Raw genomic sequence first — 22244 nt, forward strand, 5'->3', positions numbered from 1 at the left:
GACAGACGTCCTAGGCCGCGCTTTTGGCCGCCCCCTGAATTGAACGCTGTTCGGATTCAGTCAGCTCAATGCCAAGGCGACCCTTGATGTACGCCTTGGTAGCTGCGCGAGCCTGACGATTCGAAATAACCGAATTGGCGACGATACAGACATCTTGCCAGTCGGGATTCGTCTTCGACCAGTTGATTTGCGACAAGGCGGAAAGCCGGTCCTGCCAATCCTCTTCCTTCATGAGTTCCGAGCCGAGGCCGCCCAATGCACGAAGCACCGTCGAGTGCGCAGAGATGCTCTCAGATCGAAGATCGGTCGAGCTTTTCATTCCCGCCAGGACCTTCTTCCAGTCCTGCATGTGATCGGCCACTTTGGACCAATAAGCGGCAAGACGCGCTGCATTGGCCTCAATGTCGTCGCTGGCATGCTCTTTCAGCAGATCGCTATTCGCATCGTACAAAGCCGCGAGCGTGAAGATCTTCGTAGACTTTGCTTTGAGGCTGGCATCCACCTTCTCGGTATATTCCTTGAAGACGGGCACCTTCTCGAGTGCGATCAAAGTCGCGATCGAAATAGGATCGCGCTTGTCGAAGAGCACGTCGAGTGATTTCGACGTTTTGACCACATGGCGGTTCAGGTCAGTAAACATCTGCTGTACCCGGGTGATATTTTCCCACGGGAACAGCAGGACTGAGATCATCTGCTTGCCAAGCTCGGGGTTCTTCTTAACTGCCTCGACAATGGCCGCGCACCGGTGCTGGCCGTCATTGATAGTCAGCTCATCTCCTAGCTTCAGACCGAGTGTGCCGATGTTCTCGTTATCTCCGAACGCCTGAAAGACCGGTTCGGATTTGTAAGACGCTGTGATCGAGGCGAACAAATAGTCCTCTTCATTTTCGAGCATGTAGCTGGTCAAGGCTGGCACCCGAGCCTTGTTGAGCTGGCGCTGCTCGCGTTGCTCAGGACTAAGATCGGTCCACTGCCGTTCTTCAGGATCAAATTTGAAAAGGCTCTGGATGGCGTCCAAGGGCATCAAGCAGGCGAAATACGTTCTTGTGCCCATTTGGCCCCGCATAGCGGGGAACTGGATCATGTACTGCATGTTTTCGTGTCCTTCTCGAACTCTGGTTTCGGGAAGAGCGACCACCGCTCAAAAGAATGTGAGTTCGTACGCGCCCCTTCTGCCAGCTCTCCAGCAGAACGTCAAGGAGCTCTACGCAATTTATTTTAGAGCTCTCTCCCAGAATTTTCAGAGCTCTAACACTATTATCGCCGAGCTGTCAGCTGACCGTGCAAAGCGCGCAGCTCTTTTCATACTCACTCGGTCAAGCCTTGCATCAAAATAACCCTGCAGCCACCCGAGCACGCGCGCCCAGCCGTCGGCATGTTCGGCGGCTGCGGCGAAGCCGGCGAAACCGCCATGGCAGACGGTGACCCGCGTGCCGGCGGTGATCGGCTGCAGCAGATAGGCGATCGTCGTCTCGCGGCGGCCGAGCGTCGGGTGGTCCCAGTCGTATTTCCGCGTCTGCACGATCCGGCGCGGCGCTTCGATCTCGAGGAATTCGCCGCCGGCGGGCAAGTGCGCGCCATCTACGGTCCGCACGGTGACGCTCCAGCGGCCGCCGACGCGCAAGTCGGCGGCCCAGCCGGTCATTCGGTAGGTGGCGGCAGAGCCCCACCAGCGCTCGACCTCGTCGGTGACGAGCGCGGCGAGGACCTGTTCAGGAGGGGCGAGGATTTCGGCCGCGGCCATGACCGTTTCGCCATGGCCTGTACCGGAGTGATATGCAGTGTCATCTTTCGCACCCTCAAGCTTGTTCGCTCTCGAAACGAGGCCTCAGCCCTTTGACGGCGGGCGCTCAAAGCCCTTGCCGGTTTCAAGCAGGCTCTTCAGGCTCGCCAGCACCAGCGGCCAGCCCTTGGCGACGTTCTCGATCAGCCTGTGCGGCCCGTCGGCCTCGTGGGTGACGGCAAACTTCATCAACTCGCCGTCCGGCTCGATGGTGAAGGTGCAACGGGTGTAGCCGTCTTCCTTGACCTCGGGCATCCATTCGCTACGCCATTTGATGACCAGGCGCCTGGGCGGGTCGATCTCGAGGATCTCGCCCGAGTCGGCAACGCGGCCGTCGGGGAAGATCAGCTTCCAGCTCGAGCCGACTTTCCAGTCGCTCTCCTGATGGGAGCAGAGGAAGAATTGCCGATTGAATTCCGGGTCGGTCAGCGCTTCCCAGAGCTTTTGGGGCGTGGTGCGGATGTAGGTGACATAGACGAAGCTGTTGCTGTTCACGGCTCTTCCCTTTCAAGTCGTTTCTTCAAATCGCTCAAGGCCTCCAGCCGATGGCGCTCGAACTTGCCGATCCAGCGCTCGGCGATCTCGTTGATGGGAACGGGATTGAGGTAGTGCTCCTTCTCGCGCCCCTTGCGGATGGTGGCGATGAGGTTTGCCTGCTCGAGGATCGCCAGGTGCTTGGTCACTGCCTGGCGCGTCATGTCCATCCGTTCGCACAGCGCGTTCAGCGTCTGCCCGTTCCTGGCATAGAGGCTGTCCAGCAATTGCCGGCGGGTCGGGTCGGCCAGGGCGCGAAAGACAGCATCCATGCTCATGGCTTCAATATGCAACCATTTGGTTGCATGTCAAGGGAATTTGTTCCGCATTGCCCAAAACGGAGTTCCGCATTGCCCAAGAACGAAGCGCGTCACGCGGCTATAGACGGCGCGCAAGGATGTCCCCATGCGGATCTCAGACGGCTGCCGACCTCAAGGTTCCTGCTCACCGCCGGCAGGTCGGTTCCGGTGAAATGCGCAAGGGCACCTTTCCGGGGCAGATCGGACTCCCAAGTGCCCAAATCGGTCTGCCCCGGGTGACCGGCGGCTTCGTCGTCGATCGCGGATTTCACGACGACCGGCTGCAGATAGAGCCGCACAGCGGTTGGCGTCAGCCCTTGCGGGAGAACCAGAAGGCGTCGGGCATGCGCTTCATGCCGATGCGTTCGTAGAAGCCGACGGCGTCGGGCACGGAGATCAGGCTGATGGCGACCGAAGGGCCGAGCTGGCGGCGCGCCTTGTCCATCAGGCCCTTGCCGATGCCGAGGCCTTGCGCCGTGCCGGAAACAGCCAGCTCCGAGATGTAGCAGACCCAGGAAAAGTCGGTGAGGCCGCGGGCGACGCCGACCAGCGGCTTGCCTTCGACGTCAAGACGCGCCGTCAGCACCAGATTGGCGCCCGACATCATCGTCCCCAACCTGGCCCCGTCGTCGATGGGCCGCGTCTCGCCAAGGCTGGATTCGACCAGCACGCGGCGAAACTCGGCGACGTCGAGCGCCGGCTCGTTGGCATAAAGAACTTTCGATGTCATGGCGCCAAGGTGCACGATCGGCCGGCGTTTTGGAAGGAATTCGATGCCGATGGCCCAAGCGCAGCTGCCAACAGCTGCCTTTTATTTGCCGCGGGCTTTGTGTAAACCGGGCGCCAGCAATCCCCTCAGCAAAAAGACGGCTAGGACCATGGATAAATTCACCAAGCTCACCGGCGTCGCAGCACCGATGCCGATCGTCAATGTCGACACCGACATGATCATCCCGAAGGATTATCTGAAGACGATCAAGCGCACCGGGCTCGGCAGCGGCCTTTTCGCCGAGATGCGCTACAGGGACGATGGTTCGGAAAACCCGGATTTCGTGCTCAACAAGCCGGCCTACCGCAAGGCGCAGATCCTGGTCGCCGGCGATAATTTCGGCTGCGGCTCGAGCCGCGAGCATGCGCCCTGGGCGCTGCTCGATTTCGGCATTCGTTGCGTAATCTCGACCTCGTTCGCCGACATTTTTTATAACAACTGCTTCAAGAACGGCATTTTGCCCATCACCGTCAGCCCGGAAGACCTGGACAAGCTGATGGACGATGCCTCGCGCGGTTCCAACGCGACGCTGTCGGTCGACCTGGAAGCGAAAGAGATCCGCGGGCCGGACGGCGGCGTGGTCAAATTCGATCTCGATGATTTCAAGCGCCACTGCCTGCTCAACGGGCTCGACGATATCGGGCTCACCATGGAAAAGGCCGGCGCCATCGCCTCGTTCGAGAAGAAGAACGCCGAGCTGCGCCCCTGGGCCTGAGCGGCCTGAAGCACCGAGATGGACAGACCCGGCTGCTCAGGCCGGGTTCGTGGTGGCTGAATGGAGGGACAGTCATGACACGTTTGCTTCTGGTCGGCGCCTGTGCCCTGGCGGCGATCCTTCTGCCAATGGCGGGCGCGCGTGCGCAGACCGACACCGTGCTCGTGCCGGCTGACGGTGCATCCGGCGGCGCCGCTGACCAGGGCGCGTCAAGCACGAGCAATGCGGCGCTGGCCGAGGATGACAAGCAGGCGCCGATCCCGTTCGAGGGCGGTCAGCTCACCATCACGCAGCCGGAGCAGGACGGCGAAAAGGTGCTGTCCTATGACGGCCAGCAACTGGCCAGCAACTATGACGTCTCCTTCGACAAGATCGTCAAGATCGGCGACGTCGATGTGGCGCTGGTCGATGTCGGCGATGGCGGCAACCAGTGCGGCCCGGCGAAGGTGATCGTCTGGAAACCGAAAGACGGCGAGATCCGGACCACGACGGTCGAGCAGGACGAATGCGGCGCGCCGCCCGCTGCGATAGCCGACGACGCCATCTATTTCGTGCCTTTCCTGCTGCCCGGCGAATCGAAACCTGCCTTGCAATGGTCGCCGACCGGCGGGCTGACGACCTCGGGCGAGCTCACCTATACGCCGGAGCCCGGCACCGACTGGAAGGATGTCGATCCGTCGAAATACGACAACATCGTCGATGCCTTCCACAACGAGGCCGTCTACAAGGCGGGCCAGGCGCTGCTCGGCAAGGACATGCCCGACTTTGCCACCAGCCTTTTGGTCGGCGGCGGCACCGAAAAGACCGCATCCGGCGCCTTCTACGCCAGCGGCTGCGTGCCGCATGATTGCGGCGGCAATGACGGCTTCATGGCGGTCGATCCAGCCCAGCACAAAGTCTATTTCGCCCGCCGCGGCGACAATGGCGAGCCGCAGGGCTGGCCGCCGCTGAAGAGCTGGCCGGCGGACATCAAGAAGGCGCTGGACGAGGCGCAGGGGGCGGGGAATTAGGCGACGGCCGCCGGGGCGTCGTCATCCACGGGCGGAGCGACGCGCAGCGGAGCGCAGACCCGAGGATCCATGCCGTGACGATTGCCGTAGAAGCAGCGGCTCAGAATTCTGCACCGCCGGCGGCGTTTCGGCGTAACGGCATGGATTCCAGGGTCTGCGCGCGTCGCTTCGCTCCTTGCTCCGCCCTGGAATGACGAAGGAAGGGAGGTTTCGGCCATCGCCGAGGTTTGCGCCTGCCGTCGTGGCAACGATCCGTTTGCCTTGGCCCACGACCGAGCAGCACTTCTCCTGCTAGATGCAGGTCAACAATGTAACGAGACATCCCATGCGCATACTCATCTCCACCGGCTCCCCCTTCGAAAAAACCGCCGGCTATTCGCGCGCGGTGGTGCAGGGCGACTGGTGTTTCGTGTCCGGAACGACCGGCTACGATTATGCCACCATGACGATGCCGCAGACGATCGAGGCGCAGGCGCGCAATTGCCTGGCCACCATCGCCAAGGCCTTGGCGGAGGGCGGCTTCGACATGGCCGATGTGGTGCGGGCGCGTTATTACATCACCGACCAGGCTTTCGTGGATGTGGTGTTCCCGATCCTCGGCGAAGTTTTTGGAGAAATCAGGCCGGCGGCGACGATGATCGTTTGCCAGCTCAACAAGCCGGAAATGAAGATCGAGATCGAGGTGACGGCGCTCAGGCGCACGGCATGAGGAGCTGAAGCCATGGCGGTCCGGCGCATCGTAGCCAACATTGCGACACAGGATATCGCGGCGGCGAAACGCTTCTATCAGGACGTCCTCGGCCTCGATCCGCTCATGGATCTAGGCTGGATCGCCACTTACGGCTCGCAAGAGAGGATGAGCGTTCAGATCAGCTTCATGGCCCAAGGCGGTTCTGGCACGCCGGTGCCGGATCTTTCGATCGAGGTCGATGATGTCGATCGAGCGCTCGCCGCCATGCGCAAGGCGGGCTTCGCCATCGAATACGGTCCGGCCGACGAACCCTGGGGCGTGCGCCGCTTCTATGTGCGCGACCCGTTCGGCCGGCTGGTGAATATTCTGTCGCATCGGTGAGGGCTTCTCGCGACCTGTGCTGAAGATTGCGACGCTGCTCCAGCTTGGTTTCCTCGCCCCCACGAAGTGGGGGAGAGGTGGCTCGGCGAAGCCGAGACGGAGCGGGGGCAGCGCCCTACGAGAGCCCCCTCTCCGACTGCTTCGCGGCCACCTCTCCCCCGCCTTTGGCGGGGGCGAGGAAACCAAGTCCCGCAAGCCCGGCAGGTCAAAGGGGGCTGCGGAGTCCCATCCCCTTGCGCCGCAAGCGCTTGGCGTTTAGCAAGGCCGCGGTTCAATTCTTTCCGGGACGGTTCTCCATGGCTTCGAAAAATCTCCTCCTGCTCGCCGGCGACGGCATCGGCCCCGAAGCCATGGCCGAGGTGAAGAAGCTGATCGCCGCCATGAACGACAGGCTGGGCAGCGGCTTTGCCACCGAAGAGGGACTGGTCGGCGGCTGCGCCTACGATGCGCATGGCGCGGCGATCTCGGATGCCGATATGGAAAAGGCTTTTGCCGCGGACGCGGTGCTGTTCGGCGCCGTCGGCGGGCCGAAATGGGATGCCGTGCGTTACGAGGTACGCCCCGAGGCAGGGCTCTTGCGCCTGCGCAAGGACATGGAGCTGTTCGCTAATCTGAGGCCCGCGATCTGCTATCCGGCGCTCGCCGCATCGTCCTCGCTGAAGCAGGAGGTGGTCGAAGGGCTCGACATCCTGATCGTGCGCGAGCTCACCGGCGGCGTCTATTTCGGCGAGCCGAAGCAGATCATCGATCTCGGCAACGGCCAGAAGCGCGGCATCGACACGCAGGTCTACGACACGTTCGAGATCGAACGTATTTCCGGAGTCGCCTTTGAATTGGCGCGGACCCGCCGCAACCATGTGACCTCGATGGAAAAGCGCAACGTCATGAAATCCGGCGTGCTGTGGAACGAGGTTGTCAGCCAGATCCACAGGACGCGCTATTCCGACGTCAAGCTCGACCATATGCTGGCCGATGCCGGCGGCATGCAGCTGGTGCGCTGGCCAAAACAGTTCGACGTCATCGTCACCGACAATCTATTCGGCGACATGCTCTCCGACATCGCCGCCATGCTCACCGGCTCGATCGGCATGCTGCCGTCGGCCTCGCTCGGCGCGCCTGACGCCAAGACCAAAAAGCGCAAGGCGCTCTACGAGCCGGTGCACGGCTCGGCGCCCGACATCGCCGGCCAGGGCATCGCCAACCCGATCGCCATGATCGCCTCCTTCGCCATGTGCCTGCGCTCTTCCTTCGGCATGGTGACTGAAGCCGACAAGCTCGAAACGGCAATCGCCGCCGTGCTCGACGACGGCCTGCGCACCAAGGATATCATGTCCGAAGGCATGACCGAGGTCGGCACCGTCGAGATGGGCGACGCTATCATTGCCAAGTTCCTGGCCTGACCAATGGCCGTCGACGTCCGCTGGGCGACGATCAAAGACGCCGAGGCGCTCGCCACTGTGCTTTGCGAGATGGCGGCGCACTATCGGCAGGCGCCGCTCGATCACGGCCGGGCGACGGCCACGGCACGACAATGGCTCGATGAGGAAAGCTCGGCCTATCCGCATTTCGCGCTGGCCTTTGCGGGTCGCGAGGTGGCCGGTCTGGCATCGGTGGCGATCGCGCATCCCGGCATTGATCTCGAACGGTTGATGTTTTTGAAAGACCTGTTCGTGCGCGACAGCGCCCGCAGCAAGGGCGTCGGCCGCGCGCTGATCGGCTTTCTTGCCGGCTATTGTCTCGACAAGGGCATCGGCCGCATCGATCTTACCACCGAAGACTGGAACGAAGGCGCGCTGCGCTTCTACGACCGGCTCGGCGCCGAGCGCCACGGACAAAAGGTGTTTCTCAGACTATCGGGCGAGGCACTCAAGGCGATCGCCGGATACTGACGCCAGCCGATGGACCCTAAGACCGACAAAATCCTGCCAATCGAAGGCATGGATGCGAGAAGACAACAGATCTGCATCGACGCGACCGGCCTGCTCGCATGGCGCGGTGCGCTGGCTGGCATCCAGCGGATCGAGGACTTCATGGTCAGGGCGGCGCTGGCCGATCCCGACCCGGACATCGAGGTTGTGACGCTTGATCCTTCGAGCCGCCGCTTCCGGCCTCTCGAGAATTTCGAGATGGAGCAACTGGGCATCCATGAGATCGCACCGTTCCGGCAGCGGCCGGGACGCAAACGCCTTGCCGCGTTGCGGCAGGCTTTCGAAGCGGTGCGGCGATACCCGAAGGCGAAGAGGGAAGCGGATCGCCAGCTCGCAAGCCTGGTCACTAATGGGCGGACGGGCCTCGCCTGCACGATCCTGAGGCTGTTCCTGCGCGCTTATCGCCTCTGGCGCCGGGCCGGCCTGACAGCCGGGCTTTTTCATCCCGGCCGCGAGCACACAGGCGAGCGGGCCGCGTCTTCGACGGTCCTGATCAGCAACCACGTCATGGTGGGCGAGACGATGGCGGAGCTTAGCCGGCAAACTTGGTACATTGTCTTCCTGTGCCATGACATGATCCCGACGATGCGGCCCGATCTCGTCGGAAAGGGCAAGATGCAATCGGCCTTCGGCCCTAATCTGGAGGCGCTGGTACGGTCCGGGGCGGCCGCTTTCTGCACCTCCGAGGCCGCGGCGCAGATGCTCGGCGATCACATGCGCGCGGCCGGCATCCACCTGCCGCCGGTCCATCGCTTCCCGATGCCGTCGCTGCTTCATGAGAAAGCCAGCCGGCTCGGCACGACCTCGCGCCTCGATGCCGGCGAGCCGTTCGTTCTCTATTGCTCGACCATCGAGATCCGCAAGAACCACATCATGCTTGCGCGCATCTGGCAGCAGGCGATCGATGAAAGCGTCAGGTTGCCGAGGCTCGTCTGCGTCGGCCGCTGGGGCTGGATGGTCGAGGAGCTCAGCGCGTATCTCGATGCTCATCCGCGGCTGAAGGACCAGATCGTCTTCACGGGTCCGGTCAGCGATGAGGAGCTCATCGGCTATTATCGCAGCGCGTCCTTCGGCGTGTTTCCCTCGCATATCGAGGGCTGGGGCTATGCCGCCTCCGAGTGCCTCGATTTCGGCATTCCGGTCATCGTCTCGACCACGCCGTCGCTGATCGAGGCGACCGGCGGCCTGATGCCGGCGATCGATTCCAACGATCAGGCGGGCTGGTACGCGGCGATCCGCAAAATGGCGGAAGACCATGCGTGGCGGTCATCGCTGTTGGAGCGCATCGAAAAGCAGCACAGGCCGACGCCGACAGCCGCAAGCTGGGCCGCCATCAAGGCCGGCCTGAAGGAGAGCGCCTACAGGCAGAGCGAAGGCGTAGCGCGATACTGGGGCTTATGAAGGCCGCTTCTTCGCCTTCTTGTGCTTCGGCGCGCCGCTGTTTTCGAATTTCGGCTTGCCTGCCTTCTTTGCCCAGGGCTTTGCCTCATGCGCGACCGCCGGGCGCTGGTCGGCCGAAGCCGGTGCCCGCTTCTCGAATTTGCGCTTCGGCGCATTCGGGTCGAACGGCGTCTTGCCGCGATGGGGTTTCTTGGCCGGGCTCGGCGGCTGATAGCCCGCGCGCGACAGGTCCGGCGTGCCCTCCAGCCGCTTCACTGCGATGCTGCCTTGCAATTTGCGATCGGGGCCGATCGCCGCGACAAAGCGGTCGGCCCAGCCGGCGGCGATCTGCACGAAGGTTTCTTCCGGCTGCATCTTGATGGCGCCGATCTCGCGCTTGGAGATGTTGCCGGCGCGGCACAGCATCGGGATCAGCCAGCGCGGCTCGGCATTCTGCCGGCGTCGGACCGACAGCGAGAACCAGACGCTGTCGCCGAAATCGTCGCGGCGGCCGAGCGGTTCGTCGCGCCGCGCGAATGGCTCGCCGGCCGGCCTTTCACGCGAAGGCGTGAACGGGGCGACGTCGATGAGATCCTCGGGCGCCGAGCGGCTGGAACGGCACTGGCGCACAAAAGCGGCCGCCACCAGCTCGGCGCCGTGACGGCCAAGAAGCGCGTCAATGAAACCGCGCTCGTCGTCCTTCACCGGTTCATCGAAGGCCGGATCGGCGAGGATGCGTTCGTCGTCGCGGCGCAGCACCTCGTCGGCCGAGGGCGGGCTCGCCCAGGTTGCCGTCAACTTGGCGTTCTGCAGCAGCCGTTCGGTGCGCCGTCGGGCGCTGCCCGGCACGATCAGCGCGCTGACGCCCTTTCGCCCGGCACGACCGGTGCGGCCGCTTCGATGCAGCAGCGTTTCGGGATTGGTCGGCGGGTCGGCATGCACCACCAGTTCGAGATTGGGCAGGTCGATGCCGCGCGCCGCGACGTCCGTTGCGATGCAGATTTTTGCGCGGCCGTCGCGCATTGCCTGCAGCGCGTGGCTGCGCTCGTTCTGGCTGAGCTCGCCGGAGAGCGCCACGACGGAAAAGTTGCGGTTGTTGAGGCGCGCAGTCAGATGGTTGACGGCGGCGCGGGTGTTGCAGAACACCAGCGCGTTCCTGGCCTCGTAATAGCGCAGCACATTGATGATGGCGTTCTCGCGGTCGGCCTGGGCAACATTCAGCGCCCGGTATTCGATGTCGAGATGCTGCTTTTCCTCGCCGGCGGCCGAGATGCGCACGGCATCGCGCTGATAGCCTTGGGCGAGCGTGGCGATGGAACGCGGCACGGTGGCCGAGAACATCAGCGTCCGGCGGTCGGCGGGGGCGGCGTCGAGGATGAATTCGAGGTCTTCGCGAAAGCCGAGATCGAGCATCTCGTCGGCCTCGTCGAGCACCACGGCCTTCAGCGCCGACATGTCGAGCGAGCCACGGGTGATGTGGTCGCGCAGCCGGCCGGGCGTGCCGACGACGATGTGGGCGCCGCGCTCCAGCGCGCGCCGCTCGCTGCGCACATCCATGCCGCCGACACAGGAAGCGACCGTGGCACCGGTCAGCTCATACAGCCATTCCAGCTCGCGCCGCACCTGCAGCGCCAGCTCCCGCGTCGGCGCCACGGCCAGCGCCAGCGGCGCCGCGGCATGGGAAAAGCGCTCCGCGCCTTCGAGAAGGGTCGGCGCCATGGCGAGGCCGAAGGCCACGGTCTTGCCGGAGCCGGTCTGCGCCGAGACCAGGGCATCGGACTGCCCGAGCTCGGGGGCGAGCACCGCCTTCTGCACCGGCGTCAGCTCGGCATAGCCACGCTTTTCCAGCGCCGCTGCCAGCGCGGGGACAATCGTTGCGAAACTGGACATTTTCTTCTTTCGGAATTCCGGGTTCTGGCTCGTCGAGGAGCACAAGGGGCCGGCACTGCGCCAGCCAACGGTATTTGGGCGTTCGTACTTCCTGCGACCGCCATTGTACAGGGCAAGCGGCACCGCCTCTCCTTCTCCCCTTGCGGGAGAAGGTGGCCGAGCGAAGCTCGGTCGGATGAGGGGTGCTCCAGCTTGGCAATGACGGTATTCCGTCACGCACCCCTCAACCGTCTCGGCGCTGCGCGCCGATCCACCTTCTCCCACAAGGGGAGAAGGAAGAGCGGCACTGATTGACTCTTTGACCAAACCGCGTAAAAGCCCGCTTCGAACGGGATCGTCTTCGATGCGCGGCCTTTTGATGGCTCTTCTTGCATTCGATACCCCCAGCCACAATGTAAAGCATTGGGCCGGGCGTTCAGACGCGTCCGTCCGTTTCAGCAAAACTACGGCCAAAACCACCGCCAAAACGGTGTGACTCCCTTGGCCTGACCACCCTCTCCCGGGTTCGGCCCGGGGGACGGAACCCGCATGAGGCCGGCGGGTTTTCTCCAACAGCCAAGCGGAGAGGGATAGGAGATCTTCATGAGTTTCAAGGTTGCGGTAGTCGGCGCCACGGGCAATGTGGGCCGCGAAATGCTCAACATCCTGGACGAGCGCGGCTTTCCGGTGAGCGAAGTGGTGGCGCTGGCCTCGCGGCGCAGCCAGGGCACCGAAGTGTCCTTCGGCGACCGCACGCTGAAGGTGAAGGCGCTCGACCAGTATGATTTTTCCGACACCGATCTCTGCATCATGTCGGCCGGCGGCAACGTCTCCAAGGAATGGTCGCCCAAGATCGGCAAGCAGGGCTGCGTCGTCATCGATAATTCGTCGGCCTTCCGCTACGACCAGGACGTGCCGCTGATCGTGCCGGAAGTGAACCCGGACGCGATTTCGCTGTTCACGCGCAAGAACATCATCGCCAACCCGAACTGCTCGACGGCGCAGCTGGTCGTGGCGCTGAAGCCGCTGCATGACGCGGCGACCATCAAGCGGGTCGTCGTCGCCACCTACCAATCGGTGTCGGGCGCCGGCAAGGAAGGCATGGACGAGCTGTTCACGCAGACCCGCGCCGTGTTCGTCGCCGACCAGGTCGACGTCAAGAAGTTCACCAAGCGCATTGCCTTCAACGTCATCCCGCATATCGATGTCTTCCTCGACGACGGCTTCACCAAGGAAGAATGGAAGATGGTGGCCGAGACCAAGAAGATGCTCGATCCCAAGATCAAGCTGACGGCGACCTGCGTGCGGGTGCCGGTGTTCATCGGCCATTCGGAAGCGGTCAACGTCGAGTTCGAGAAGCCGATCACGGCGGATGAGGCGCGCGAAATCCTGCGCGAGGCGCCCGGCTGCCAGGTGCTCGACAAGCGCGAAGACGGCGGCTACATCACGCCGCTGGAATCGGCCGGCGAGGACGCCACCTTCATCTCGCGCATCCGCGAGGATTCGACCATCGACAACGGCCTGTCGATGTGGATCGTCTCCGACAATCTGCGCAAGGGTGCCGCGCTCAATGCGGTGCAGATCGCCGAGCTGCTGGTCGAACGCGGCCTGGTCCAGCCGAAGAAAAAGGCGGCCTGACGGCTTTTCAGTTTTCGCTCACGGGCCGTATCGCCGCTGCCGCGGCGGGCCCTGCGCGGGCGCGCCGGACGACCGGCGGCCCGCAGTCGCGGGCTCGGCCTTCGGCCGTTTTGTTTTCGCTCACGGGCCGCACCGCCGCTGCCGCGGCTGGCCCTGCGCGGCGCGCCGGACGGCCGGCGGCCCGCGGTCGCGGGCTCGGCCTTCGGCCGGTAGCGCTCTTCTCGCCGTTCACGGGGAGAAGGTCCCGGCAGGGGGATGAGGGACAGCGCCGGCCTCACGACCAGTTTCATCCGCCAACTCAACCAGCAATTCTACCGCCTCCTCCGCCCTTTCAGCCGACACGAACAGGTGGTCGTGATAAAAAGCCGAGACCGGGTTGACGCCCATGCCGGCGGTAGCCAATCGCGTGGTGATGGCGGCGAGGAAGCCGACCGCCTCCAGCGATGAATGGATGTTCAGCGTGATCATCCGACAGCGGAAAATGCCGGTCAGGCCAGCGGCGCTCGCCTTGCCCTCGGAGACGATCAACGTCATGCCTTCGCGCTCGCGAAACTGCATGACCGGATCGAGGCCGTTCGGCACCGGTGTGCCCGGCGCCAGCGCCGCGAAGACATAGGCGCCAGGGAGCAGTTGCGGCGTCATCGTCGCCAGCAGCTTTCGCAGGTCGGTTTCGCCGGTCATTTTTCCTCTCTTGGCGGTCCGTTCGCGCTCCGCCGCGGCAACCGCATCTCGTCATTAAAGCAGGTGGCGTGAAAAAGGATTCACGCGACCTGCTTTAGGTCTTCGATTTCAAGCATGTCTTTATCCCGAAACCGCTGCACATTTTCGGGAGACATGCTTTAGACCGGCTGCCGTCGCTCCGGTAGCCCTGCTCGAACGACATCGAAATGAGCCGCGGCAGTAGCCATCGCTAAAAAAGCGCACCGACCCTGTCGGATCGCAGCGGCATCGCCCGTCCTTGCTCCGAAGCCGGCAATCAGCCTGCGAATCGAACCCAAACGGAGGGAACATCAATGAGCATTTCTCAAACCGCGCCCGCCTCGTCCGGCGCGTTGTGGACAGGGCGCGTGCTCAGCGTCGTCGTCGTCCTGTTCATGATCTTCGACGGCGCCATCAAGCTGCCGCCGCTCGACATCGTCACGCAAATGATGGTGCAGATCGGCTGGCCGGCCGATCCGAATATCGCGCGCATGCTGGGTGTCATCGGCCTGGTTTCGACCGCGCTCTACGCATGGCCACGCACGTCGGTGCTCGGCGCCATCCTGCTCACCGCCTATATGGGGGGAGCCATCGCCACGAAAGTGCGTCTCGACAGCCCGCTGTTTTCGCACACGCTGTTCGGCGTCTATCTCGGCGTTATCCTGTGGGGCGGCCTTTATCTGCGCGACCCAAAAGTGCGGGCGCTGATCCCGTTCAGCCGCTGAGCAAAGGAGAGAAAGATGCTCACCACCATCCTCGTCATCCTGGTCGTCATCATCGCCGCCGTGCTCCTCTACGCGGCGACACGGCCGAACGATTTCGTCGTCAGCCGCTCGGCCAGCATCAAAGCGCCGGCCGAGGCGATCTTCCCGCTGATCAACGACTTCAGGCGCTGGCCCGAGTGGTCGCCTTACGAAAAGCTCGATCCGCAGATGAAGCGCACGCTCTCCGGCGCCGAAAGCGGAAAAGGCGCGGCCTATGCCTGGGAGGGCAGCAGCAAGGCCGGAAAGGGCCGGATGGAAATCGCCAAGTCGGTGCCATCGTCTCTGGTCTCGCTGAGGCTCGATTTCGAAAAACCATTTCGGGCCAACAACAGCGTCGACTTCACCTTGGCGCCGTCGGGCGACAGCACCACGGTCACCTGGGCAACGCGTGGCGGCCGGCCGTTCATCGCCAAGCTGATGGGGCTGTTCATGAATTTCGACACGCTGATCGGCAAGGATTTCGAGGCTGGCCTCGACAATCTGCGGCGCGCCACTGAGCGGTAAAACCTTCGTAACCTCAGCGGCATAGCGGCAAGCCGATAGCAGCTCAAACCGGCGATCTTCACCCTCTCGGGATCAAATTAGCCGTCTGTGAGTTTAAGACATGGCGGCGAGGACGGCGATCCGCGTGAGAGAGGAACGACAATGAAGAAAGCGATTATTATTCTGGTGCTGGCGACGGCGCTCGGCGCTTGCTCGCAAACGGAAAAGGGAGCCGCGATCGGCGGTTTGGGCGGTGCGGCCGTAGGCGCTGCCGTTGCCAACAATCCGACGCAGGGAGCCATTGTCGGCGGCGCCGTCGGCGCGGTGGCCGGCGCGCTGATCGGCCATGCCAGCGAGAGTGGCAAGTGCCGCTATCGCGACCGTTACGGGCGCGTCTATATCGCGCGCTGCCCGTCAGGCTACTGAGGCATCAAATCCAAAAAGGAACGGCGGGTCGTAACCCGCCGTTCGTATAACTGAAACAGTAGCAGGCTTACTCGGCGGTGGCGGCTTCCGCTTCGGCCGGCGCGGCGGCAGCCGCCGCAACAGCGGCCGCGGCGTCGTCCTGCGCCTTCTTCAGAAGGGCGGCGCGCTCCTGCGCCTTTTTTCCCGGCTCAGCCTTCTTCGGGTTGGAGCGGGCTTCACGCTTGGCAAGGCCGGCCTCGTCGAGGAAACGCAGCACGCGGTCGGTTGGCTGGGCGCCGTGCGACAGCCAGTGCTTGACGCGGTCGGCGTCGACCTTGACGCGCTCGCCGTCCTTCGGCAGCAGCGGGTTCCACGAGCCGAGCGACTCGATGAAACGGCCGTCGCGCGGCGAACGGGCGTCGGCAACGACGACGTGGTAGTAGGGACGCTTCTTCGAGCCCGCGCGGGCCAGTCTGATCTTCAGTGCCATTGTTTTCTCCTAAAAAGCTCTGATTTCGTTGATGTGGTTTCGGCTGAAACGCTCAACCGGCTTTGGCAGCGCCGTTGTCGGCGGCGATCTGTTCGTGATGCCGGATTACTTCGCGGATGACGAAGTTCAGGAACTTCTCCGCGAAATCGGGATCGAGGTTCGCATCCTTCGCCAGTTGGCGAAGGCGGGCGATCTGCTGCTGCTCGCGCGCCGGATCAGCCGGCGGCAGGCCATGCTCGGCCTTCAAAACGCCGACCGCCTTGGTGCAGCGGAAGCGCTCGGCCAGCATATGGATGAGGGCGGCGTCGATGTTGTCGATCGAAGCGCGGTAGCCGGCCAGGATGGCGCGTGCGTCGGCCATGTCCTTCTCCTCGTTCATTGCGCCCCTCACTTCTTCCTGCCCATTACTTCTTCTTCCCAAGACCCGGCAGACCGCCGCCGCCTGGCAGACCCGGAAGCTTCATGCCACCGGGCAGGCCCGGCAGGCCGCCGCCACCGGGAAGGCCGCCCGGCAGGCCTTTACCGAGACCGGCGGCCTGCGCCTGCTTCTGCAGCGCCTCGAGCTGCTTGGGATCCATCCTGGAGAGATCCGGCATGCCGCCGCCCATTCCCCCAGGGCCACCCGGCATCATGCCGCCCAGCCCCATTTTCGAGGCAAGGCCGCCCATCATGCCGCGCATCATGCCGCCGCCTTTGCCCTTGCCGCCCATCGCCTTCATCATGTCGGCCATGCCGCGATGCATCTTCAACAGCTTGTTGATCTCGGCCGCGTCGGTGCCGGAGCCGGCGGCGATGCGCTTCTTGCGCGAGTGCTTCAAAAGATCCGGGTTGGCGCGCTCGGCCTTGGTCATCGAGGAGATGATGGCGAGCTGGCGGCGGAACATCCTGTCGTCGAAGCCGGCGGCGGCCAGCTGATCCTTCATCTTGCCCATGCCGGGCATCATGCCCATGATGCCGCCCATGCCGCCCATCTTCGACATCTGCTGAAGCTGCCCGGCCAGGTCGTTCAGGTCGAACTTGCCCGACTGCATCTTCCTGGCCATCGCCGCCGCTTGCTCGGCGTCGATGGTTTCGGCCGCCTTCTCGACGAGCGAGACGATGTCGCCCATGCCGAGGATACGGTCGGCGATGCGCTTGGGATGGAATTCCTCAAGCCCGTCCATCTTTTCGCCGGTGCCGATGAGCTTGATCGGCTTGCCGGTGACGGCGCGCATGGAGAGCGCAGCGCCGCCGCGGCCGTCGCCGTCCATGCGGGTCAGCACCAGGCCGGTGATGCCGACGCGCTCGTCAAAACTCTTGGCGAGGTTCACGGCGTCCTGGCCAGTGAGCGAATCGGCAACCAGCAGGATCTCATGCGGCGACGACACCTTCTTGATGTCGGCCATCTCGACCATCAGCGGCTCGTCGATATGGGTGCGGCCGGCAGTGTCGAGGATGACGACGTCATGGCCGCCGAGCCTGGCCGCCTGCACGGCGCGGCGGGCGATGTCGACCGGGTTCTGGCCGGCGATGATCGGCAGCGTCGTGACCTTCACCTGCTCGCCGAGCTGGCGCAATTGCTCCTGCGCGGCCGGGCGCCGCGTGTCGAGCGAGGCCATCAGAACCTTCTTGTTCTGCCGCTCGGTCAGTCGCTTGGCAATCTTGGCCGAAGTCGTCGTCTTGCCGGAGCCCTGCAGGCCGACCATCATGACGACGACGGGCGCCGGCGCGTTGAGGTCGATGGCGACGCCCTCGGCGCCCAGCATCTCGACCAGCTCGTCATGGACGATCTTGACGACCATCTGGCCGGGCTTGATCGACTTCAGCACCGCGGCGCCGACCGCCTTCTCGCGCACCTTGTCGGTGAAGGAACGCACCACTTCCAGCGCCACGTCGGCCTCGAGCAGCGCACGGCGCACTTCGCGAAGTGCTGCCGAGACGTCAGCCTCCGACAGCGCGCCGCGGCCGGTCAAGCCGTTCAGGATGGAGCCAAGGCGCTCCTGAAGGGATTCGAACATTTGTCTTCCTTCGATCTCGGTTCGGTACGACCCGAGAGGTAGTGCGTTCGCGCCGGGTCGCCAAGCAAAAGCGCAAAGCCAAAAAGCACCCGGGGGCGCATCGCGCTGCCGGGTGTTGGCCTCCAGGATCGATTTACGGCACTCGCCTCGAAGAGGCTTCGGCGTCCTGGTCAGCTTTCGCGGGAGATACTCGTCGCGGAATTCGCGGGCTGTAGACAGGAAATCGGCGGCGGAGTCAAGGCTGAGGCCAAAACGCCGCGATCGCGAGCGACTCAGGGCAGGTTTTCGCCGTCAAGAATCCGCGCATAGAGGTCGAGGTAGCCATTCGCGGTCCGGGCTATGGGAAAGCGGTCGGCGGCGGATTCGCGGCAGCGCTGCGGTGAAAGTCCGCCGACGGCCGCAAAAGCCTGCGCGAATTCCGCATCGGTGTCGAAGAGGCATCCCGTGGTCTCGTCGAGGATTTCCGGCAGCGCGCCGCGTGGCGTCGTCAGCACCGGCGTGCCGCACAGCATCGCCTCGACAGGCGCCATGCCGAACGGCTCTTCCCAGGCAATCGGGTTGAGAAATGCCTTGGCCTCTCCCAGCAGGCGCAGCTTTTCCTCGCCGTCGACCATGCCGTGGAAACGGTAGCGCCTGCCCAGGCTCTTGAAGAAGACGCCCTGGCTGCGAACCTTGCTGCGCTGCAAGAGCTGCCAGCGCGAGCCGCCGGCGATGTCGAGCGGAAAATCGAAGCTTTTCGCAAGCTCGACGGCGCGGTTCAGGTTCTTGCCGGCGCGGGCGATGCCGGCCAGAAACAGCAGCCGCTTTGTCTTGGCGGCAGACAGACGATAGGCGTCGATTGGAAAGCCGTTATGGACGAAGGTTTCGCGGCCATGGTTGCGCGCGTGGCCGGCGCTGACGAAGCTCCAGTTCATCTGCGGGGTCACCCGTTCGGGCGCAAGGCCGTGCAGCGTGTAAAGGGCCGGACGGGCAACGTCGATATACCAGCCGTTGAAATGCACGATGTCGGTGTCGGCCGGGATCGCGGCGCGGCATTCCGCCTTCGACGAGGCCGGCCTGACTTCGCAAAGCGGATGGCTGGAACCGCGGCCGGCGATCAGCACAACCTTGTGGCCGAGGCGGACGAGCTCGCTTGCCAGCCAGTCGACCTGCCGCTCGGTGCCGCCATAGCCCTTGCAGGGGATAGCGCGCTCCGCCACCAGCGTGATGCGCATCAGACCGGCCCGCCGGTTTTTTGCTTGGCCATGACCTTGTCCAACCGGTCTCCAATTTTGTTCGGCCCAACTTTCAGCGGCGAGCGCGGATGCAGGAGAAGCAGCATCGTCAACAGCGTGCTGACGATACCGATCGCGGCGATGAGGACCGCATCCCAATTGGTCCAGCCGGGGCCTTCGAGCGGCCTGGCGTTGAACAGCGCGAAGGAATTGTAGCTCTGCTGGTGCGAGATCAGCAGGAAGCCGGTCAGGTTGTTGCCGAGATGGGCGCCGAAGGCGGCGCCGAGATTACCGGTCGCATAGACCAGCAGCATGAGCAGCAGCGCGAAGGTGGCGATGGAAACCAGCACGCAGGCATTGATGGCAAGCGTCGAGGCCGTGCTCCAGTGCAGTGCGGTGAACAGCAGCCCCGGCAGCCCCGCCCAGACCAGCGGGCTGTTGAACCGGCTGGCCAGCCCGCGCAGCAGATAACCGCGAAACAGCACCTCCTCCGAGGACGTCTGCAGAAAGGCAAGCAGCATAATAGGAATGAGGGACAGCAGCCAGGACGAGAAGGCGATTGATCCGCGCGCGATCTCCGGCTGCAGCCAGTAGAGCAGGATCTCGGACAACAGCGAGGTGATCAGCACCGCGACCAGGCCTTTGAGGAAAGCCCCGCCCGCGATGCGGCGGCTGACGCCGACCAGCGCCGAGAGGGGTTCGCGATGGACGAAGCGCATCGCCACCCAGACACCGATCCAGATGCCGGCAAACGAGGCCAGCGCGGTAAGGATGCCGATCGGTGAAGCCAGGAAATCCTGCATAGGCTGTCCGCTGGACGGGCCGGGAAGGCGCCAGACAAGGAAGGCGTAGGTGCCGGCAATGAGCACGACAAGGGTCGCGACGAGCCAGAAGAAAACGACAATGAATGTTCCCAGCAAGAGGCGGAGCGGCGTGGTCTTTGCGTTCGGCGCGCGCCGGTAGCGCTCGAAGGCAGCACTGTCGATGGTCACGCGGTTTCCTTGCCGAACGCTATTCGGGTCGCATGATCTAGGAGATCGGCGCCGCGCGCGCAATCATCCTCCTCGCAGCAGGGTTGACGATATCGCAAGGCAACAGAAAAGGCGGCCGCCATTCGCTGGCGGCCGCCTCCTCACGCTATCCGCGCCCGGTCAGCGCATGACGTAAACGATGCGGCGCGTGCCAGGATCGACCAGCGCCGGCTGGTTGTTCACGTAGACGTAGCGATAGTTGTAGTTCGGGATCTCGCGCAGCTCGACCGTATCGGGCAGGACAGCGCCCGTCACGACCTCACCTTCGAGATAGACCGGCTCGACGCGGTGCGTCGTGACGTAAGTACCCACCTCGGCCGGCGGCCTGGCGATCGGCTCGATGGTGTCGTCGCCGGAAACGATAGCGCCGGTATAGGTGTCGGTGGTGTAGACGTCGTCGGCGGGCGGCGCCACGACGGCAATGTCGGCCTCAGCCGGCCGGCGCGTCACGACGACCCGGCTGCCGCCGAAATCGCCCGTCACATAGTCCGAATAGACCCAGCCGTTGCCGCCGGCTTCGGCGATGGTGCACCATTTGCTGTTTGCGATGCAGCCTCTGAGCGTGGCCGACTGGCCGGCCGCCAGAACGCCGATGACCGGATATTGCGGGCCGGGGCCGGCGCGGACATTGAGATCGGTCACAGCCGAGACAGGCGTATCGGCAAGGGCCGCGCCCGACATGGCGAGCAGCGCGCCGGCAAGCGCCGGAAACAATACGCGTTTCATGGGTTTCACTCCGTTTTCAACGCTCCCTCGGGATCGAAAACGAAATTGAGCCTGAGGCGTTCCGGCTAAAGGGTTGCCGCCTGCTCACGAATTGTTCCGCTCTCTTTCGGCAAATCGCTCAAAAGCGCGTGGACGAAGGTCAAATTCTTGCGCCGCTCTTCCAAATTCCGGTGCTATTTCGTCGCAATGGGGCGGCGATCCGTCCCGCCACGCTTTCCTGCGAGTCCGGCGCCGCCGCAGGTCTGGATCTGCGGTCATTGACCGCGGCAAGCCCCGCGGAGCCGGCGCCGATGACCATGATGTCTTCCATGAGGCAGGCCCGCCACAGTTAGTCCTTGATCGTAGGCAAATTGCCGTCTTTCGCCAGTGCCGGACCACGCTTCCCCGCCAGGGCGGTGACAACCGGGCGTTTCGCTGGCAAATTCGTGAACCGGGACGTGAATCAGGCAACCAGGAGAACAGCATGGCATTTTTTGCCAAAGGAAGGGTATTTGCAGCGGCTACGGTGGTGGCAATGCTTGCGCTGGCGACGGGCGCGCAGGCGGCGGCCAGCTGTGGCAAGAACGGCGCCGGCTTCGATGCCTGGAAGCAGGAGTTTGCCGCGGAGGCGAGGGCCGACGGCGTCGGCCAGAGGGGTCTGTCCGCTCTCGCCGGCGCGACCTACGCAACAAGGACGATTGCCGCCGACCGCGCCATCCACAAGGCTTTCAGCGGCTCGGTGGAAAACTTCATGAAGCGCCGTGGCGCTTCCGCGATCATCTCCAGGGGCCGGGCGTTGAAGAAGCAGAACGCGGCGATGTTCGCCAAGATCGAACAGGATTACGGCGTTCCGCCGGGCGTGCTGCTCGCCATCTGGGGCATGGAGACCGGCTTCGGCGCCTCCATGGGCAACCAGAATACGGTCTCCGCCATTTTGACGCTGGCCTATGATTGCCGCCGTCCGGAATATTTTACCCCGCATGCCATTGCAGCCCTGAAGCTGGTCGATCGCGGGGCGTTGAGCGCCGAGTCGGTCGGCGCCATGCATGGCGAGATCGGCCACACGCAGTTCCTGCCCGGCAATGTCCTGAAGTATGGGGTGGGCAGCGGAAACCTGCGCGACAGGAACACGGCGTTGGCTTCCACAGCCAACTACCTCAAGGATCATGGCTGGCGGGCCGGCGCGAGCTATCAGGCGAATATGGGCGCAATCGCCGAGTGGAATTCGGCAAGCGTCTACCAACAGGCCATCGCCCGCATCGCCGAGGCGATCGACGCCGAGTGAGGGAACCCTCCGACGTACAACCCGGCGGAGACGCCGGGTTTTGTTGGTGACGCTGGAAATTGGCGACACGGGCGAGGCGCTGATCTCCTCCCTTGAGGGGGAGATGGCCGGCAGGCCAGAAGGGGTCGGCGCGACTGGGCGCGACGCCATTCGTCACAAAAGAAGGCGTCGGAG

General features: G+C 63.9%; 25 protein-coding genes. 12 read left to right on the top strand and 13 right to left on the bottom strand.

The annotated features are described in order from the left end of the window. Positions 1 to 10: 10 nt before the first annotated feature. From dndB to FJ974_RS04080, 5 genes are all read right to left on the bottom strand, one after another. Positions 11 to 1093, bottom strand: coding sequence for a DNA sulfur modification protein DndB (gene dndB / locus FJ974_RS04060; protein ID WP_140538561.1), 1083 nt, complete (start codon positions 1091 to 1093; stop codon positions 11 to 13). 147 nt (positions 1094 to 1240) lie between these two features. Beyond that, the gene (locus FJ974_RS04065) at positions 1241 to 1744 is read right to left on the bottom strand and encodes an SRPBCC family protein (RefSeq protein WP_140538560.1); all 504 of its coding nucleotides are present in this window, start codon (positions 1742 to 1744) and stop codon (positions 1241 to 1243) included. Positions 1745 to 1828: 84 nt separating this feature from the next. After that, positions 1829 to 2278, bottom strand: coding sequence for an SRPBCC family protein (locus tag FJ974_RS04070; RefSeq protein WP_140538559.1), 450 nt, complete (start codon positions 2276 to 2278; stop codon positions 1829 to 1831). Continuing rightward, positions 2275 to 2589, bottom strand: coding sequence for an ArsR/SmtB family transcription factor (locus FJ974_RS04075; protein ID WP_140538558.1), 315 nt, complete (start codon positions 2587 to 2589; stop codon positions 2275 to 2277). Before FJ974_RS04075 ends, FJ974_RS04070 begins: the two co-directional genes overlap by 4 nt. A gap of 337 nt (positions 2590 to 2926) precedes the next feature. Next, the gene (locus FJ974_RS04080) at positions 2927 to 3346 is read right to left on the bottom strand and encodes a GNAT family N-acetyltransferase (RefSeq protein WP_140538557.1); all 420 of its coding nucleotides are present in this window, start codon (positions 3344 to 3346) and stop codon (positions 2927 to 2929) included. 148 nt (positions 3347 to 3494) lie between these two features. Here FJ974_RS04080 and leuD point away from each other — a divergent pair, with 148 nt between their 5' ends. From leuD to FJ974_RS04115, 7 genes are all read left to right on the top strand, one after another. Continuing rightward, positions 3495 to 4100 carry a 3-isopropylmalate dehydratase small subunit gene (gene leuD, locus FJ974_RS04085; protein WP_140538556.1) on the top strand — a complete coding sequence of 202 codons (606 nt, stop codon included), beginning with the start codon at positions 3495 to 3497 and terminating at the stop codon, positions 4098 to 4100. Between the two features lie 74 nt (positions 4101 to 4174). Further along, positions 4175 to 5110, top strand: a complete 936-nt coding sequence (locus tag FJ974_RS04090) for a hypothetical protein (RefSeq protein ID WP_140538555.1) — start codon at positions 4175 to 4177, stop codon at positions 5108 to 5110. A 325-nt stretch (positions 5111 to 5435) separates the two neighbouring features. Continuing rightward, a complete protein-coding gene (locus FJ974_RS04095) occupies positions 5436 to 5819 on the top strand; it encodes a RidA family protein (protein WP_140538554.1) in 384 nt (127 codons plus the stop codon). A gap of 12 nt (positions 5820 to 5831) precedes the next feature. After that, positions 5832 to 6182: a VOC family protein gene (locus FJ974_RS04100; protein WP_140538553.1), complete on the top strand. Its 351-nt coding sequence runs from the start codon at positions 5832 to 5834 to the stop codon at positions 6180 to 6182. 296 nt (positions 6183 to 6478) lie between these two features. Then, on the top strand, positions 6479 to 7582 hold the full coding sequence (leuB, locus tag FJ974_RS04105; RefSeq protein WP_140538552.1) for a 3-isopropylmalate dehydrogenase: 1104 nt from the start codon (positions 6479 to 6481) through the stop codon (positions 7580 to 7582). Between the two features lie 3 nt (positions 7583 to 7585). Beyond that, positions 7586 to 8071, top strand: coding sequence for a GNAT family N-acetyltransferase (locus FJ974_RS04110; protein WP_140538551.1), 486 nt, complete (start codon positions 7586 to 7588; stop codon positions 8069 to 8071). A 9-nt stretch (positions 8072 to 8080) separates the two neighbouring features. Next, positions 8081 to 9511: a glycosyltransferase gene (locus tag FJ974_RS04115; RefSeq protein WP_140538550.1), complete on the top strand. Its 1431-nt coding sequence runs from the start codon at positions 8081 to 8083 to the stop codon at positions 9509 to 9511. On the opposite strand, the gene FJ974_RS04120 is transcribed toward FJ974_RS04115, so the two are convergent. Next, positions 9506 to 11380 (bottom strand): DEAD/DEAH box helicase, encoded by a 1875-nt coding sequence (locus FJ974_RS04120; RefSeq protein WP_140538549.1) that lies wholly within the window; start codon positions 11378 to 11380, stop codon positions 9506 to 9508. The two genes, FJ974_RS04115 and FJ974_RS04120, sit on opposite strands and share 6 nt — an antisense overlap. A gap of 582 nt (positions 11381 to 11962) precedes the next feature. On the opposite strand from FJ974_RS04120, the gene FJ974_RS04125 reads away from it, so the two are divergent. Beyond that, positions 11963 to 12997 (top strand): aspartate-semialdehyde dehydrogenase, encoded by a 1035-nt coding sequence (locus tag FJ974_RS04125; RefSeq protein ID WP_140538548.1) that lies wholly within the window; start codon positions 11963 to 11965, stop codon positions 12995 to 12997. A gap of 228 nt (positions 12998 to 13225) precedes the next feature. Here FJ974_RS04125 and FJ974_RS04130 read toward each other — a convergent pair whose 3' ends face one another. Continuing rightward, positions 13226 to 13678, bottom strand: a complete 453-nt coding sequence (locus FJ974_RS04130) for an ACT domain-containing protein (RefSeq protein ID WP_140538547.1) — start codon at positions 13676 to 13678, stop codon at positions 13226 to 13228. 332 nt (positions 13679 to 14010) lie between these two features. Here FJ974_RS04130 and FJ974_RS04135 point away from each other — a divergent pair, with 332 nt between their 5' ends. The 3 genes from FJ974_RS04135 (at position 14011) to FJ974_RS04145 (ending at position 15369) form a co-directional block, all read left to right on the top strand. Then, positions 14011 to 14421 carry a DoxX family protein gene (locus tag FJ974_RS04135; protein WP_140538546.1) on the top strand — a complete coding sequence of 137 codons (411 nt, stop codon included), beginning with the start codon at positions 14011 to 14013 and terminating at the stop codon, positions 14419 to 14421. Between the two features lie 15 nt (positions 14422 to 14436). Further along, complete coding sequence (locus FJ974_RS04140) at positions 14437 to 14964, top strand: SRPBCC family protein (protein ID WP_140538545.1); 528 nt, start codon at positions 14437 to 14439, stop codon at positions 14962 to 14964. Between the two features lie 141 nt (positions 14965 to 15105). Then, positions 15106 to 15369 (top strand): YMGG-like glycine zipper-containing protein, encoded by a 264-nt coding sequence (locus FJ974_RS04145; protein ID WP_140538544.1) that lies wholly within the window; start codon positions 15106 to 15108, stop codon positions 15367 to 15369. A 67-nt stretch (positions 15370 to 15436) separates the two neighbouring features. On the opposite strand, the gene rpsP is transcribed toward FJ974_RS04145, so the two are convergent. The 6 genes from rpsP to FJ974_RS04175 all read right to left on the bottom strand — a co-directional run bounded on the left by rpsP (position 15437) and on the right by FJ974_RS04175 (position 20806). Beyond that, a complete protein-coding gene (gene rpsP, locus FJ974_RS04150) occupies positions 15437 to 15838 on the bottom strand; it encodes a 30S ribosomal protein S16 (RefSeq protein WP_008873340.1) in 402 nt (133 codons plus the stop codon). A 52-nt stretch (positions 15839 to 15890) separates the two neighbouring features. Beyond that, positions 15891 to 16217 carry a chorismate mutase gene (locus FJ974_RS04155; RefSeq protein WP_140538543.1) on the bottom strand — a complete coding sequence of 109 codons (327 nt, stop codon included), beginning with the start codon at positions 16215 to 16217 and terminating at the stop codon, positions 15891 to 15893. A 25-nt stretch (positions 16218 to 16242) separates the two neighbouring features. Further along, a complete protein-coding gene (gene ffh, locus FJ974_RS04160) occupies positions 16243 to 17835 on the bottom strand; it encodes a signal recognition particle protein (protein WP_140538542.1) in 1593 nt (530 codons plus the stop codon). Positions 17836 to 18107: 272 nt separating this feature from the next. Next, positions 18108 to 19049, bottom strand: a complete 942-nt coding sequence (locus tag FJ974_RS04165) for a glycosyltransferase (RefSeq protein WP_140538541.1) — start codon at positions 19047 to 19049, stop codon at positions 18108 to 18110. Beyond that, positions 19049 to 20041, bottom strand: coding sequence for a CPBP family intramembrane glutamic endopeptidase (locus tag FJ974_RS04170; protein ID WP_140538540.1), 993 nt, complete (start codon positions 20039 to 20041; stop codon positions 19049 to 19051). Before FJ974_RS04170 ends, FJ974_RS04165 begins: the two co-directional genes overlap by 1 nt. Before the next feature lie 159 nt (positions 20042 to 20200). Continuing rightward, complete coding sequence (locus FJ974_RS04175; protein ID WP_140538539.1) at positions 20201 to 20806, bottom strand: DUF1236 domain-containing protein; 606 nt, start codon at positions 20804 to 20806, stop codon at positions 20201 to 20203. A gap of 463 nt (positions 20807 to 21269) precedes the next feature. On the opposite strand from FJ974_RS04175, the gene FJ974_RS04180 reads away from it, so the two are divergent. Next, the gene (locus FJ974_RS04180) at positions 21270 to 22070 is read left to right on the top strand and encodes a lytic transglycosylase domain-containing protein (RefSeq protein WP_140538538.1); all 801 of its coding nucleotides are present in this window, start codon (positions 21270 to 21272) and stop codon (positions 22068 to 22070) included. The last annotated feature ends 174 nt before the right edge of the window (positions 22071 to 22244 follow it).

It is taken from the genome of Mesorhizobium sp. B1-1-8 (genome assembly GCF_006442795.2).
GTDB lineage: Bacteria > Pseudomonadota > Alphaproteobacteria > Rhizobiales > Rhizobiaceae > Mesorhizobium.

Excerpts from the sequence above, each read along its gene's own strand:
- FJ974_RS04095 (WP_140538554.1), top strand. The coding sequence starts at position 5,436 with ATGCGCATACTCATCTCCACCGGCTCCCCCTTCGAAAAAACCGCCGGC.
- FJ974_RS04140 (WP_140538545.1), top strand. The coding sequence starts at position 14,437 with ATGCTCACCACCATCCTCGTCATCCTGGTCGTCATCATCGCCGCCGTG.
- FJ974_RS04175 (WP_140538539.1), bottom strand. The coding sequence starts at position 20,806 with ATGAAACGCGTATTGTTTCCGGCGCTTGCCGGCGCGCTGCTCGCCATG.
- FJ974_RS04120 (WP_140538549.1), bottom strand. The coding sequence starts at position 11,380 with ATGTCCAGTTTCGCAACGATTGTCCCCGCGCTGGCAGCGGCGCTGGAA.
- FJ974_RS04135 (WP_140538546.1), top strand. The coding sequence starts at position 14,011 with ATGAGCATTTCTCAAACCGCGCCCGCCTCGTCCGGCGCGTTGTGGACA.
- FJ974_RS04145 (WP_140538544.1), top strand. The coding sequence starts at position 15,106 with ATGAAGAAAGCGATTATTATTCTGGTGCTGGCGACGGCGCTCGGCGCT.
- FJ974_RS04125 (WP_140538548.1), top strand. The coding sequence starts at position 11,963 with ATGAGTTTCAAGGTTGCGGTAGTCGGCGCCACGGGCAATGTGGGCCGC.
- FJ974_RS04090 (WP_140538555.1), top strand. The coding sequence starts at position 4,175 with ATGACACGTTTGCTTCTGGTCGGCGCCTGTGCCCTGGCGGCGATCCTT.
- FJ974_RS04155 (WP_140538543.1), bottom strand. The coding sequence starts at position 16,217 with ATGAACGAGGAGAAGGACATGGCCGACGCACGCGCCATCCTGGCCGGC.
- FJ974_RS04065 (WP_140538560.1), bottom strand. The coding sequence starts at position 1,744 with ATGGCCGCGGCCGAAATCCTCGCCCCTCCTGAACAGGTCCTCGCCGCG.
- leuD (WP_140538556.1), top strand. The coding sequence starts at position 3,495 with ATGGATAAATTCACCAAGCTCACCGGCGTCGCAGCACCGATGCCGATC.
- leuB (WP_140538552.1), top strand. The coding sequence starts at position 6,479 with ATGGCTTCGAAAAATCTCCTCCTGCTCGCCGGCGACGGCATCGGCCCC.
- dndB (WP_140538561.1), bottom strand. The coding sequence starts at position 1,093 with ATGCAGTACATGATCCAGTTCCCCGCTATGCGGGGCCAAATGGGCACA.
- FJ974_RS04165 (WP_140538541.1), bottom strand. The coding sequence starts at position 19,049 with ATGCGCATCACGCTGGTGGCGGAGCGCGCTATCCCCTGCAAGGGCTAT.
- FJ974_RS04100 (WP_140538553.1), top strand. The coding sequence starts at position 5,832 with ATGGCGGTCCGGCGCATCGTAGCCAACATTGCGACACAGGATATCGCG.
- ffh (WP_140538542.1), bottom strand. The coding sequence starts at position 17,835 with ATGTTCGAATCCCTTCAGGAGCGCCTTGGCTCCATCCTGAACGGCTTG.
- rpsP (WP_008873340.1), bottom strand. The coding sequence starts at position 15,838 with ATGGCACTGAAGATCAGACTGGCCCGCGCGGGCTCGAAGAAGCGTCCC.
- FJ974_RS04130 (WP_140538547.1), bottom strand. The coding sequence starts at position 13,678 with ATGACCGGCGAAACCGACCTGCGAAAGCTGCTGGCGACGATGACGCCG.
- FJ974_RS04115 (WP_140538550.1), top strand. The coding sequence starts at position 8,081 with ATGGACCCTAAGACCGACAAAATCCTGCCAATCGAAGGCATGGATGCG.
- FJ974_RS04080 (WP_140538557.1), bottom strand. The coding sequence starts at position 3,346 with ATGACATCGAAAGTTCTTTATGCCAACGAGCCGGCGCTCGACGTCGCC.
- FJ974_RS04075 (WP_140538558.1), bottom strand. The coding sequence starts at position 2,589 with ATGGATGCTGTCTTTCGCGCCCTGGCCGACCCGACCCGCCGGCAATTG.
- FJ974_RS04110 (WP_140538551.1), top strand. The coding sequence starts at position 7,586 with ATGGCCGTCGACGTCCGCTGGGCGACGATCAAAGACGCCGAGGCGCTC.
- FJ974_RS04180 (WP_140538538.1), top strand. The coding sequence starts at position 21,270 with ATGGCATTTTTTGCCAAAGGAAGGGTATTTGCAGCGGCTACGGTGGTG.